General features: G+C 64.3%; 12 protein-coding genes. All 12 read left to right on the top strand.

Annotated features, from left to right (window positions below):
* Window positions 1-43 precede the first annotated feature (43 nt).
* The 12 genes from AC07W7_RS25775 (at window position 44) to AC07W7_RS25720 (ending at window position 12,374) form a co-directional block, all read left to right on the top strand.
* Entirely contained in the window at window positions 44-1,255 is a 1,212-nt protein-coding gene (locus tag AC07W7_RS25775; RefSeq protein WP_186353211.1) for a sensor histidine kinase, read from the top strand.
* A 6-nt stretch (window positions 1,256-1,261) separates the two neighbouring features.
* Window positions 1,262-2,641, top strand: a complete 1,380-nt coding sequence (locus AC07W7_RS25770; RefSeq protein ID WP_099170503.1) for a sigma-54-dependent transcriptional regulator — start codon at window positions 1,262-1,264, stop codon at window positions 2,639-2,641.
* Window positions 2,642-2,772: 131 nt separating this feature from the next.
* Window positions 2,773-3,102 carry a flagellar hook-basal body complex protein FliE gene (gene fliE / locus AC07W7_RS25765; protein WP_099170502.1) on the top strand — a complete coding sequence of 110 codons (330 nt, stop codon included), beginning with the start codon at window positions 2,773-2,775 and terminating at the stop codon, window positions 3,100-3,102.
* 16 nt (window positions 3,103-3,118) lie between these two features.
* The gene (fliF, locus tag AC07W7_RS25760) at window positions 3,119-4,894 is read left to right on the top strand and encodes a flagellar basal-body MS-ring/collar protein FliF (RefSeq protein WP_495040368.1); all 1,776 of its coding nucleotides are present in this window, start codon (window positions 3,119-3,121) and stop codon (window positions 4,892-4,894) included.
* Complete coding sequence (gene fliG / locus AC07W7_RS25755) at window positions 4,887-5,906, top strand: flagellar motor switch protein FliG (protein WP_099170500.1); 1,020 nt, start codon at window positions 4,887-4,889, stop codon at window positions 5,904-5,906. Before fliF ends, fliG begins: the two co-directional genes overlap by 8 nt.
* A 10-nt stretch (window positions 5,907-5,916) precedes the next feature.
* Window positions 5,917-6,681 carry a flagellar assembly protein FliH gene (gene fliH / locus AC07W7_RS25750; RefSeq protein WP_099170499.1) on the top strand — a complete coding sequence of 255 codons (765 nt, stop codon included), beginning with the start codon at window positions 5,917-5,919 and terminating at the stop codon, window positions 6,679-6,681.
* Window positions 6,671-8,029 (top strand): flagellar protein export ATPase FliI, encoded by a 1,359-nt coding sequence (fliI, locus tag AC07W7_RS25745; protein ID WP_099170498.1) that lies wholly within the window; start codon window positions 6,671-6,673, stop codon window positions 8,027-8,029. The genes fliH and fliI overlap by 11 nt, the downstream gene beginning before the upstream one ends.
* Window positions 8,030-8,035: 6 nt before the next feature.
* Window positions 8,036-8,485, top strand: coding sequence for a flagellar export protein FliJ (gene fliJ / locus AC07W7_RS25740; RefSeq protein ID WP_099170497.1), 450 nt, complete (start codon window positions 8,036-8,038; stop codon window positions 8,483-8,485).
* 98 nt (window positions 8,486-8,583) lie between these two features.
* Entirely contained in the window at window positions 8,584-8,889 is a 306-nt protein-coding gene (locus AC07W7_RS25735; RefSeq protein ID WP_099170496.1) for an STAS domain-containing protein, read from the top strand.
* Window positions 8,886-10,598: a fused response regulator/phosphatase gene (locus tag AC07W7_RS25730; protein WP_099170495.1), complete on the top strand. Its 1,713-nt coding sequence runs from the start codon at window positions 8,886-8,888 to the stop codon at window positions 10,596-10,598. Before AC07W7_RS25735 ends, AC07W7_RS25730 begins: the two co-directional genes overlap by 4 nt.
* 30 nt (window positions 10,599-10,628) lie before the next feature.
* Window positions 10,629-10,970 carry an Hpt domain-containing protein gene (locus tag AC07W7_RS25725; protein WP_038446980.1) on the top strand — a complete coding sequence of 114 codons (342 nt, stop codon included), beginning with the start codon at window positions 10,629-10,631 and terminating at the stop codon, window positions 10,968-10,970.
* 90 nt (window positions 10,971-11,060) lie between these two features.
* Window positions 11,061-12,374, top strand: coding sequence for a flagellar hook-length control protein FliK (locus AC07W7_RS25720; protein WP_495040367.1), 1,314 nt, complete (start codon window positions 11,061-11,063; stop codon window positions 12,372-12,374).
* Window positions 12,375-12,482 lie beyond the last annotated feature (108 nt).

Here is a 12,482-nt window from a genome sequence, read left to right as displayed (position 1 = left end):
CAACGTTCCGTTTAACTGACGGTCAGCCAAGCGAGAGAGCACGATGCCCCACGCCGCCCACCTTTCTTCAGTCCCTGAGACCCAGGGACTCGTCCCGTCCGTAGAGCAGATCAGCCGGCAAGGGTTGGAACAGGCATTTTCGCTGTTCAGCCAGATGTCCAGCCAGTTGACGGACTCCTACAGCCTGCTGGAAGCCCGGGTCTCGGAGCTCAAGGGCGAGTTGGCGGTGGTCAGTGCCCAGCGCATGCAAGAGCTGGCCGAGAAAGAACGCCTGGCCAACCGTCTGCAAAACCTCCTCGACCTGTTGCCCGGCGGGGTGATTGTGATCGACGACCAGGGCCGCGTGCGCGAAGCCAACCCGGCGGCCTGCGAGTTGCTGGGCCTGCCGCTGGAAGGCGAGCTGTGGCGCCATGTCATCACCCGCTGCTTTGCCCCCCGTGAAGACGACGGCCACGAAATTTCCCTCAAGGATGGGCGCCGCCTGTCCATCGCCACCCGTTCCCTGGATGCCGAGCCCGGTCAACTGGTGCTGCTCAACGACCTGACAGAAACCCGTCACCTGCAGGACCAATTGGCGCGCCATGAGCGGTTGTCGTCCCTGGGGCGGATGGTCGCTTCTTTGGCGCATCAGATCCGCACGCCGTTGTCCGCCGCGTTGATCTACGCCAGTCATTTGACTGATGAGCAATTGCCGGTCGCCACCCATCAGCGGTTTGCCGGGCGGCTCAAGGAGCGCCTGCATGAGCTGGAGCACCAGGTGCGTGACATGCTGGTCTTCGCCCGGGGCGAGTTGCCGCTGACCGACCGGGTCACGCCCGCTGCCTTGCTGCAATCGCTGCAAGCCGCCGCCGCGACCCATGTCCAGGAAGCCTCCGTGCGCTGGCAGTGCGACAGCCACTGGGGCGAGCTGCTGTGCAACCGCGACACTCTGGTGGGCGCGCTGCTCAACCTGATCGAAAACGCCAGCCAGGCCAGCGGGCCGGGGGCGCGTCTCAAAGTGCACCTGTACAGTCGTGGGCAAACCTTGCGCCTGTGCATCAGCGACAGCGGCAGCGGGATTGATCCGGCGGTGTTGCAGCGCCTGGGTGAACCCTTCTTTACCACCAAGACCAACGGCACCGGCCTGGGGCTGACCGTGGTCAAGGCAGTGGCCCGTGCCCATCAGGGAGAATTGCAGTTGCGTTCCCGTGTGGGGCGCGGCACCTGTGCATTGATAACGCTGCCGTTGTTTTCGGGCGCGGCCAGCGCGGAGTAAGGATAAATGGCTATCAAGGTTTTACTGGTTGAAGACGATCGCGCCCTGCGTGAAGCACTGGCTGACACGCTGCTGTTGGCAGGCCATGACTATCGGGCGGTCGGTTCGGCCGAGGAAGCCTTGGAGGCGGTGGAGCAAGCGTCCTTCAGCCTGGTGGTCAGCGACGTCAATATGCCCGGCATGGACGGCCACCAGTTGCTCGGCCTGCTGCGTGCCCGCCAGCCGCAACTGCCGGTGCTGCTGATGACCGCCCACGGCGCGGTGGAGCGGGCTGTGGATGCCATGCGCCAGGGCGCGGCGGACTACCTGGTCAAGCCATTCGAGCCCAAGGCCCTTATCGAGCTGGTGGCGCGCCATGCCCTGGGGGTGATTGGCGCGGCAGACGGCGAGGGGCCGATTGCCGTCGAGCCGGCCAGTGCGCAATTGCTGGAGCTGGCGGCCAAGGTCGCGCGCAGCGATTCCACGGTGCTGATCTCCGGCGAGTCCGGCACCGGCAAGGAAGTGCTGGCGCGCTACATCCACCAGCAATCCCACCGCGCCAGCCAGCCGTTTATTGCGATCAACTGCGCGGCGATCCCCGACAACATGCTTGAAGCCACCTTGTTCGGCCATGAAAAAGGCTCCTTTACCGGCGCCATCGCCGCCCAGGCCGGCAAGTTCGAGCAGGCCGATGGCGGCACCATCTTGCTCGACGAAATCTCGGAAATGCCCCTGGGCCTGCAAGCCAAGCTGCTGCGCGTGCTGCAAGAGCGCGAAGTGGAGCGGGTGGGCGCGCGCAAGCCGATCCAGCTGGATATCCGTGTGGTTGCCACCACCAACCGCGACCTCGCCGGCGAAGTGGCGGCGGGGCGCTTCCGTGAAGACCTGTTCTACCGGCTCTCAGTGTTCCCGTTGGCCTGGCGCCCGCTGCGTGAACGCCCGGCCGATATCGTGCCGCTGGCCGAGCGCCTGCTGGGCAAGCACGTCAATAAAATGAAGCACGCCCAGGCACGCCTGTCGGCCGAGGCCCAGGCCTGCCTGATCAGCTACCCCTGGCCCGGCAACGTGCGCGAGTTGGACAACGCGATCCAGCGCGCGCTGATTTTGCAGCAGGGCGGCCTGATCCAGCCCCAGGACTTCTGCCTGGCCCTCGGCGCCAGCGCCGCGCCGCTGCCGAGCCTGGCCCCGGCCCCACTGGAAAGCGCGCCGGCCGAGGCTGCGGGCGGCCTGGGCGACGACCTGCGTCGCCGCGAATTCCAGATGATCATCGATACCCTGCGCGCCGAGCGTGGCCGGCGCAAAGAAGCGGCCGAGCGCCTGGGCATCAGCCCGCGCACCCTGCGTTACAAGCTGGCGCAAATGCGCGATGCCGGGATGGATGTGGAAGCGTTCCTTTTCGCCAGCTGAGATGCATATCAGCTGACAAGGGTTGTCGGCTTTTCTTACGAGTTGCCAAGGAGCTGGCACCCTTGTTGCTACTACCCGTACTAACCGCTGCGTAGTGTCAAAAAATTGCGGGTCGTCGGAGAGAGAAGTTCATGAGCCAAGGTGTTGAGTTCAATCGGTTGATGTTGGATATGCGTTCCATGCAAATGGACGCCATGTCTCAGCCGAAATCCGTCGCGCCAGTGCCGGAATTGGGCCAAAGCAGCTTTGCCGATATGCTCGGTCAAGCCATCAACAAAGTCAGCGACACCCAGCAGGCCTCCAGCCAGTTGGCGACGGCCTTTGAAATCGGCAAGAGCGGCGTGGATCTCACCGATGTGATGATCGCTTCGCAAAAAGCCAGCGTTTCCTTCCAGGCCTTGACCCAAGTGCGTAACAAGCTGGTTCAGGCTTATCAAGACATCATGCAGATGCCGGTTTAAGGACGAGATTTAAGTCATGGCAGAAGCAGTCGTGGATAACGTACCCGCCAAGACAGACGGCAAGGCGCCGCTGTTTGGCCTGTCGTTCCTGGAAAACCTCTCGGAAATGACCATGTTGCGTCAGGTGGGCCTGATGGTCGGCCTGGCAGCCAGCGTGGCGATTGGTTTTGCCGTGGTGTTGTGGTCCCAGCAGCCCGATTACCGGCCGCTCTATGGCAGCCTGGCGGGGATGGATGCCAAGCAGGTCATGGAAACCCTGGCCGCCTCCGATATCGCCTACACCATCGAGCCCAACTCCGGCGCCTTGCTGGTCAAGGCCGATGACGTGGCCCGGGCCCGCCTGAAGCTGGCCGGCGCCGGCGTGGCCCCGACCGATGGCAACATCGGCTTTGAGATTCTCGATAAAGACCAGGGCCTGGGCACCAGCCAGTTTATGGAAGCCACCCGCTACCGGCGCGGCCTGGAAGGCGAACTGGCGCGCACCATCGCCAGCCTGAACAACGTCAAGGGCGCCCGTGTGCACCTGGCCATCCCGAAAAGCTCGGTCTTCGTACGCGACGAGCGCAAGCCCAGCGCCTCGGTACTGGTCGAGCTGTTTGCCGGGCGCTCCCTGGAGCCGGGCCAGGTCCTGGCCATCGTCAATCTGGTGGCGACCAGCGTGCCCGAGTTGAGCAAGTCGCAGATCACCGTGGTCGACCAGAAGGGCAACCTGCTCTCCGACCAGGCGGAAAACTCCGCGCTGACCATGGCCGGCAAGCAGTTTGACTACAGCCGCCGCATGGAGAGCATGCTCACCCAGCGCGTGCACAACATCCTGCAACCGGTGCTGGGCAATGACCGCTACAAGGCCGAAGTGTCCGCCGATGTGGATTTCAGCGCCGTCGAGTCGACCTCCGAGCAGTTCAACCCCGACCAGCCGGCCCTGCGCAGCGAGCAATCGACCAGCGAACAACGCACTGCCGCCAATGGTCCGCCGCAAGGCGTGCCCGGTGCCCTGAGCAATCAGCCGCCAGCCCCGGCCAGTGCCCCGCAAACCACCGGCGGCGCTGCCACAGCTGCCGGCGCGATCCAGCCCGGCCAGCCGCTGTTGGACGCCAACGGCCAGCAAATCATGGACCCGGCCACCGGCCAGCCGATGCTTGCGCCTTACCCGGCCGACAAGCGTCAGCAGTCCACCAAGAACTTCGAGCTGGACCGTTCCATCAGCCACACCAAGCAACAGCAGGGGCGTTTGAACCGTCTGTCGGTGTCGGTGGTGGTGGATGACCAGGTCAAGATCAACGCCGCCAACGGCGAAACCACCCGGGCCCCGTGGACCGCCGATGAATTGGCGCGCTTCACCCGCCTGGTGCAGGACGCCGTGGGCTTCGATGCCAGCCGTGGCGACAGTGTCAGCGTAATCAACATGCCGTTCTCCCTGGAGCGCGCTGAGGTGATCGCCGATATTCCGTTCTACTCTCAACCCTGGTTCTGGGACATCGTCAAGCAAGTGCTGGGGGTGTTGTTCATCCTGGTGCTGGTGTTCGGCGTGCTGCGCCCTGTGCTCAACAACATCACCGGCCACGGCAAGAAGCAGCTGGCGCCGTTCGGCGATGTCGAGTTGGGTGGCATGGGCGGCCTGGATGGCGAACTGGCCAACGACCGCGTCAGCCTCGGCGGCCCGCAGAGCATTCTGCTGCCAAGCCCGAGCGAAGGCTATGACGCGCAGTTGAATGCAATCAAAAGTCTGGTGGCAGAAGACCCGGGTCGTGTGGCCCAGGTCGTGAAAGAGTGGATCAACGCAGATGAGTGAGAATCGAGCCTCTGTTGCCAAGCTGACCCGGGTCGACAAAGCTGCCGTGCTGCTGCTGTCCCTGGGTGAGACCGACGCGGCCCAAGTGCTGCGCCATATGGGCCCCAAGGAAGTGCAGCGGGTCGGCGTGGCCATGGCGCAGATGCGCAATGTGCACCGCGAGCAAGTCGAACAGGTGATGAGCGAGTTCGTCGAGATCGTCGGCGACCAGACCAGCCTGGGTGTGGGCTCCGACAGCTATATCCGCAAGATGCTCACCTCGGCCCTGGGCGAAGACAAGGCCAACGGCCTGATCGACCGCATCCTGCTGGGCGGCAACACCAGTGGCCTGGACAGCCTCAAGTGGATGGAGCCGCGGGCGGTGGCGGACGTGATCCGTTACGAGCACCCGCAGATCCAGGCGATTGTCGTGGCTTACCTGGACCCGGACCAGGCCGGCGAAGTGCTCGGCCATTTCGACCACAAGGTGCGCCTGGATATCATCCTGCGCGTCTCGTCGTTGAACACCGTGCAACCGGCGGCCCTGAAAGAACTGAATACCATCCTGGAGAAGCAGTTCTCCGGCAACTCCAATGCGGCCCGTACCACCCTGGGTGGCATCAAGCGCGCGGCCGATATCATGAACTTCCTCGACAGCTCGGTGGAAGGCCAACTGATGGACTCGATCCGCGAGATCGACGACACCCTGTCGGGGCAGATCGAAGACCTGATGTTCGTGTTCAACAACCTGTCCGATGTCGACGACCGTGGCATCCAGGCCTTGCTGCGCGAAGTGTCTTCCGACGTGCTGGTGTTGGCCCTCAAGGGCTCGGACGAGGGCGTCAAGGAAAAGATCTTCAAGAACATGTCCAAGCGTGCCTCCGAACTGTTGCGCGACGACCTCGAAGCCAAGGGCCCGGTACGCGTCAGCGACGTGGAAACCGCACAGAAAGAAATCCTCACCATTGCCCGCCGTATGGCCGAAGCCGGAGAAATCGTTCTCGGCGGGAAGGGCGGCGAAGAAATGATCTAAGGCGCTGCGCATGTCGAACAAAGATGAGACGCCCAGCGACTTGATTCGCGCCCGGGACGTCGGCGGGTTCGACGTCTGGTCGTTGCCCAGCTTCGACCCGTTCCAGCCCGAACCCGAGCCCGAACCGGTCGAAGAGGTGCCGGTGGAGATGGAGGAAGTGCCCCTGGACGAAGTCCAGCCACTGACCCTCGAAGAGCTCGAAAGCATCCGCCAGGAGGCTTACAACGAAGGCTTTGCCACCGGCGAAAAAGAAGGTTTCCACAGCACCACCCTCAAGGTCCGCCAGGAAGCTGACGCGGCCCTGAGTGTGAAGCTGGCGAGCCTGGAGCAGCTGATGGGCAACCTGTTCGCGCCGATTGCCGAGCAGGACTCGCAGTTGGAAAAAGCCATGGTAGGCCTGGTGGAACACATCACCCGCCAGGTGATCCAGCGTGAACTGGCGCTGGACTCCAGCCAGATCGAAAGCGTGATGCGCGAAGCCCTCAAGCTGCTGCCCCTGGGCGTCGGCAATGTGCGGCTGTACATCAACCCGCAGGATTTCGAGCAGGTCAAAGCCCTGCGCGAGCGGCATGAGGAAACCTGGCGGATTGTCGAGGATGGCGCGTTGCAGCCCGGTGGTTGCCGGGTCGAGACCGAGCACAGCCGCATCGACGCCACGGTCGAGACGCGCATCACGCAGATCATGGCCAAGCTGTTCGACCAGATGCACGAACAGGCGCTGCACCCGGCGGCGCCAGACCTGAGCACGGACCTGGACGCGCCGGATGCGCCTTGACCGCACCAGCTTCGCCAAGCGCCTGGGGGGCTACATCGAAGCCACCGAGTTGCCTGGCCAGCCGATCCTGGAAGGCCGCCTGCTGCGTATGGTCGGCCTGACCCTCGAAGCCGAAGGCCTGCGCGCCGCCATGGGCAGCCGCTGCCTGGTGATCAACGATGACAGCTACCACCCGGTGCAGGTGGAAGCGGAGGTCATGGGCTTTTCCGGCAGCAAGATTTTCCTGATGCCCGTGGGCAGCCTCGCCGGTATTGCGCCGGGCGCGCGCGTCGTGCCGTTGGCCGATACCGGGCGCCTGCCCATGGGCATGAGCATGCTCGGCCGGGTGCTCGACGGCGCCGGGCGTGCGCTGGACGGCAAGGGCGGGATGAAGGCCGAAGACTGGGTGCCGATGGACGGCCCGACCATCAACCCGCTCAAGCGCAACCCCATCAGCCAGCCGCTGGACGTGGGCATTCGCTGCATCAACGGTTTATTGACGGTCGGTCGCGGCCAGCGCCTGGGCCTGTTCGCCGGTACGGGCGTGGGCAAGAGTGTGCTGCTGGGCATGATGACGCGCTTTACCGAGGCCGACATTATTGTGGTCGGCCTGATCGGCGAGCGGGGCCGTGAGGTCAAGGAGTTTATCGAGCATATCCTCGGTGAAGAAGGCCTCAAGCGCTCGGTGGTGGTGGCCTCGCCGGCGGACGATGCGCCGCTGATGCGTCTGCGCGCGGCCATGTACTGCACGCGGATTGCCGAATATTTTCGCGACAAGGGCAAGAATGTCCTGTTGCTGATGGATTCCCTTACACGTTTTGCCCAGGCCCAGCGGGAAATCGCCCTGGCCATTGGCGAGCCGCCGGCAACCAAGGGCTATCCGCCGTCGGTGTTCGCCAAGCTGCCCAAGCTGGTGGAGCGGGCGGGCAATGCCGAGGCTGGTGGCGGGTCCATCACCGCGTTCTACACCGTGTTGTCCGAAGGCGATGACCAGCAGGACCCGATTGCCGACTCGGCGCGGGGCGTGCTCGACGGGCATATCGTGCTGTCACGGCGCCTGGCCGAGGAAGGGCATTACCCGGCCATCGATATCGAGGCCTCCATCAGCCGGGTGATGCCGTCGGTGGTCAGCGCCGAGCATATGACCCGCGCCCAGCAGTTCAAGCAGTTGTGGTCGCGCTACCAGCAGAGTCGCGACCTGATCAGCGTGGGGGCCTATGTGGCCGGTGGCGACCGCGAGACCGACCTGGCGATTGCCCTGCAACCGCAGCTGGTGACCTACCTGCGCCAGGGCCTGAACGACAATATCAGCCTGGTTGAAAGCGAAGCGCACCTGGCGTCGGTGTTCGCGCCTGCGCCTGGCGGTTAACCGGCCATGGCCACCAGTCGCGCCGCGCGTCTTGCCCCGGTGGTGGAGATGGCCGAAAGCGCCGAACGCACTGCGGCCCAGCGCCTGGGGCATTTCCAGGGCCAGGTGCGCCTGGCCGAGAGCAAGCTGGGCGACCTGGAGCGCTTTCGCGGCGAATACCAGCAGCAGTGGATCGATCGCGGCAGCCAGGGCGTTTCCGGGCAGTGGCTGATGAACTACCAGCACTTTCTCAACCAGCTGGAAAGCGCCGTCGGCCAGCAGCGCCAGAGCCTGGCCTGGCACCAGAACAACCTCGACAAGGCCCGCGAAGGCTGGCAACAGGCCTACGCCCGGGTCGAAGGCCTGCGCAAGCTGGTGCAGCGCTATATCGACGAAGCACGGGCCCTGGAAGACAAGCGCGAGCAGAAGCTGCTGGACGAACTGTCCCAGCGCCTGCCACGCCAGGACCAGTACTAGCCACACCGCCGATCCCACCCATTTGATTCTGTTTGTTGCTCACTCTGCGATCACCTGCTACACCTTGTTGCACATGCCCACGACAAGGAAGCAGTCGTATGTCGGTTGAATCAGAAGTATCCCTGGATGGGACGAAGTTGACGATCGCAGTCAAAGGCCGGTTCGATTTCGGCAGTCACCAGGCCTTTCGAGAGTCCTACGAGCGGTTCTACAAGGTTCCCGAGATCTATGTCGTGGACTTGAAAGAGGCCACCTACCTCGACAGCTCGGCCCTGGGCATGCTGCTGTTGCTGCGCGATCATGCGGGGGGCGATGAGGCCGAGGTACAGGTGGTCAACAGCAGCTCGGACGTGCGCAAGATCCTCGCCATTTCCAACTTCGACAAACTGTTCGACATCAGTTGAGCGCCCAGGCTCTCGAAGCCCTGACGGTGCTGATTGCCGAAGACAGCGCCGCCGACCTGTTGTTGCTGTCGACCATTGTGCGCCGCCAGGGCCATCGGGTGCTGACGGCCAGTGATGGGCAGGAGGCGGTGGCGCTGTTTGCCCGTGAACGCCCGCAGCTGGTGTTGATGGATGCCTTGATGCCGGTGATGGACGGCTTCGAGGCCGCCCGGCAAATCAAGCAATTGGCCGGCGAGGCCCTGGTGCCGATCATCTTCCTCACCTCCCTGAGTGGCAGCGAAGCCCTGGCGCGCTGCCTGGATGCCGGCGGCGACGACTTCCTGGCCAAGCCTTACAACCCGATCATCCTGGCGGCGAAGATCAACGCCATGGACCGCCTGCGCCGGTTGCAGGCCACGGTGTTGCAGCAGCGCGACCAGATCGCCCGCCACCATGACTACCTGCTGCATGAACAGCGGGTGGCCAAGGCCGTGTTCGACAAGGTCGCCCACTCCGGTTGCCTGAACGCGGCGCACAATATCCGTTACCTGCAATCGCCCTATGCGCTGTTCAATGGCGACCTGCTGCTGGCGGCCTACACGCCATCGGGCGACATGCATGTGCTGCTGGGCGATTTCACCGGGCATGGCTTGCCGGCGGCGGTCGGGGCGATGCCACTGGCCGAGGTGTTCTACGGCATGACTGCCAAGGGCTATGGCCTGGCGCAGACCCTGCGGGAGATGAACGCCAAGCTCAAGCGCATCCTGCCGGTGGATATGTTCTGCTGTGCCACGCTGCTGTGTCTCAGCGCCCCGCGTCGGGTGGTGGAGGTGTGGAACGGCGGGATGCCCGATGGCTACGTGCATGAAGTGGCCACGGGGCGGCGCACGCCGCTGGTGTCACGGCATGTGCCGCTGGGCGTACTGGCGCCCGAGGCCTTTGACGATCGCACTGAAGTCTGGCCGATGGCCCTGGGCGACCGGGTATTCCTGTTGTCCGATGGCGTGATCGATACCGCCGATGCCAACGAACAGTTGTTTGGGGCGCAACGCTTGCTACAGGTGTTCGCCGCCAACCGCGAGCCTGATTGCCTGTTTGCCGAAATCGAGCAGGCGCTTGCCGCATTCCGTGGCCAGGTGCGGGACGATATCAGCCTGGTCGAGATCAGCTTGCAGGCCGAACAGGTACGGTGTTCGCCGCTGATGCAGTACACCGACAGCGGCCAGTCCTGCCCGCTGGACTGGTCAGTGAGTTTCGAGTTCCGGGCCGAAACCCTCAAGCGTTACAACCCATTGCCGTACCTGCTGCAGTTACTCCTGGAAATACACGGCCTGCGCGGCCAGAGCGGGGCGCTGTACAGTGTGATGGCCGAATTGTATGCCAATGCCCTGGAGCATGGCGTGCTAGGCCTGGACTCCCGGCTCAAGCGCGATGCGCAGGGGTTTGCCCGCTACTATCGCCAGCGCAACGAGCGGCTCGACCAATTGGGCAGTGGCTACGTGCGTGTGCATGTGGATGTGGTGCCGACCCAGGCCGGCGGCTGCCTGAGCCTGCGTATCGAAGACAGCGGTGCGGGGTTCGATGTCGAAAAAGTCCTGGCGCGGCCGTTGGAGGTTGACCGTCTGTCCGGGCGTGGGCTGAATCTGGTCCGGCAACTGGGCAGCAATGTACGCTGGGCAGATGGCGGGCGCAGTGTGTGCGTGGAGTTTTCCTGGGAGGCTCTGGCATAATCCGTCGATTCTTGATCAAGGAGCGAACAAGTGACGCAGATACATATGGACCCTGAAGTGTTGGTGGGTTTGCAGGAAGTGATGGAGGGCGAATACCCCCATTTGCTCGACACGTTCCTGGATGACTCGCAAAAGCGCGTCGAAGCGTTGCGCAAGGCACGCGATGACGCCAAGGCCCTGGGGCGCATCGCCCACAGCTTCAAGGGCAGCAGCGGCAACCTCGGAGCGGTGCGCCTGGCGCGGCTGTGCCAGCGCCTGGAGGCCGAGTCGGCCAAGGCGCAGGTTGCCGACCTGGGCAAGCTGGTCGATCAGATCGACCACGAGTTTGCGTTGGTCAAGCCGTTGTATGAGTCGGAGCGCCAGCGGTTCTAGGCGTGTGTGGGCCCATTGGAAAAGCTGGCCCGACTTTTGCTCTCTATCTTCTACCTGCGCCCTCGACCCTGCGCAGCGGAGACCTGAATTATGCCTCTAGCCCCCAACTCGCTCCTGCAGGCTGCCCCCGCAGCCAAGCCCCAGGCTTCCTCCGCCAATGCGCAGGCGACGGCCGCGGACACGCGGGCCAAAGCGCCAGGCTTTGCACAGGTGTTCGCCAAGGAGTCCAGGGCGGCACCCGCCAAGGCTGTGGAGATGGCGCCCAAGCCGAGCCGGGACAAGCCGGCCGACACCAGCGCCAAGAAGGAGGTCGGCAACGACAAGCCTGCCGCTGGCACTCCAGCTGTTGCCGATAGCGGCAAGACTTTGCCTGCCACCGCGCCCGCCAAGGCGGCCGGCAGCGATGACGATAAAAACGCGGACAAAGACCTGGCGCAGGTCCTGCCGCCGGCGGTCGATCCCGTGGTCGATCCGGCCTTGGTCGTCGCCGTGACTCCTGCTCCGGCGGCGGTCCAGGCCGGCGTGGTGGATGACGCCGCCACGCCGCTGCTGGTGACCACTGCGCCAGTCACTGAAGAAGTGGCACCCGCCTTCGATCCCGAAGCCGACCCCTTGGACGCCTTGCCGGCCGTGCGCCTGGCGATGGAGCAGGGCGGCCATGTGTCTGCCAGCAGCCAGGCGGCGCAAAAGAACCTGCCGACCCAGGCTGAGCCCACCGCCGCACAGAACTTCACCAACGGCCTGGCGGCCATGGTCGAGCAGCAGGCGGCCAAGGACAGCACTGACCAGGGTGGCGAAAAGGCCTTCAGCGGCCTGATCGAAGACGGCCTCAAGGACCTGAAGAGCGCGAGCAGCGACACCCGTGTCGATGATTTTGCCAATCGCCTGGCGGCCCTGACCCAAGCCGCCACGCCCAAGTCCGCCAACGCCTTGCCCTTCAATAACCAGCCGCTGGCCATGCACCAGGGGGGCTGGACCGAGGAAGTGGTGAACCGGGTCATGTACCTGTCCAGCGCCAACCTCAAGTCTGCCGATATCCAGTTGCAGCCTGCCGAGTTGGGGCGCCTGGATATCCGCGTGAACATGACGGCCGACCAGCAGGCCCAGGTGAACTTCATGAGCGGCCATGCCGCCGTGCGCGAGGCCCTGGAAAGCCAGTCCGGGCGCCTGCGGGAGATGTTCGCCCAGCAGGGCATGGGCCAGGTCGACGTGAACGTGTCCGACCAGTCCCGTGGCTGGCAGGGCCAGGGCCAGGAGCAACAGCAGAACCCGGCCCGGGGTGTCAGTGGCAGTGGCGGGCACAGCGATGGGCATGACACGGGCCTGGCTGGCGACGTCACCGAAGTGGCGGCACCGATAGCCCAATCCATCATCGGCTCCAGCGCCGTGGACTACTACGCCTGACCTGAGGTCAACGCCGATCAAAATGTGGGAGCGGGCTTGTGTGGGAGCGGGCTTGCCCGCGATAGCGGTGTGTCAGTGGATAGATTCCTGACTGATCCACCGCTATCG

This window comes from Pseudomonas sp. GW821-FHT01D09 (genome assembly GCF_059422465.1).
Note: the sequence above shows the minus strand (reverse complement) of the source record. Positions and strands in the feature narration are given on the sequence as shown.

Excerpts from the sequence above, each read along its gene's own strand:
- fliH (WP_099170499.1), top strand. The coding sequence starts at position 5,917 with ATGTCGAACAAAGATGAGACGCCCAGCGACTTGATTCGCGCCCGGGAC.
- fliJ (WP_099170497.1), top strand. The coding sequence starts at position 8,036 with ATGGCCACCAGTCGCGCCGCGCGTCTTGCCCCGGTGGTGGAGATGGCC.
- AC07W7_RS25770 (WP_099170503.1), top strand. The coding sequence starts at position 1,262 with ATGGCTATCAAGGTTTTACTGGTTGAAGACGATCGCGCCCTGCGTGAA.
- AC07W7_RS25775 (WP_186353211.1), top strand. The coding sequence starts at position 44 with ATGCCCCACGCCGCCCACCTTTCTTCAGTCCCTGAGACCCAGGGACTC.
- AC07W7_RS25720 (WP_495040367.1), top strand. The coding sequence starts at position 11,061 with ATGCCTCTAGCCCCCAACTCGCTCCTGCAGGCTGCCCCCGCAGCCAAG.
- fliG (WP_099170500.1), top strand. The coding sequence starts at position 4,887 with ATGAGTGAGAATCGAGCCTCTGTTGCCAAGCTGACCCGGGTCGACAAA.
- fliE (WP_099170502.1), top strand. The coding sequence starts at position 2,773 with ATGAGCCAAGGTGTTGAGTTCAATCGGTTGATGTTGGATATGCGTTCC.
- fliI (WP_099170498.1), top strand. The coding sequence starts at position 6,671 with ATGCGCCTTGACCGCACCAGCTTCGCCAAGCGCCTGGGGGGCTACATC.
- AC07W7_RS25735 (WP_099170496.1), top strand. The coding sequence starts at position 8,584 with ATGTCGGTTGAATCAGAAGTATCCCTGGATGGGACGAAGTTGACGATC.
- fliF (WP_495040368.1), top strand. The coding sequence starts at position 3,119 with ATGGCAGAAGCAGTCGTGGATAACGTACCCGCCAAGACAGACGGCAAG.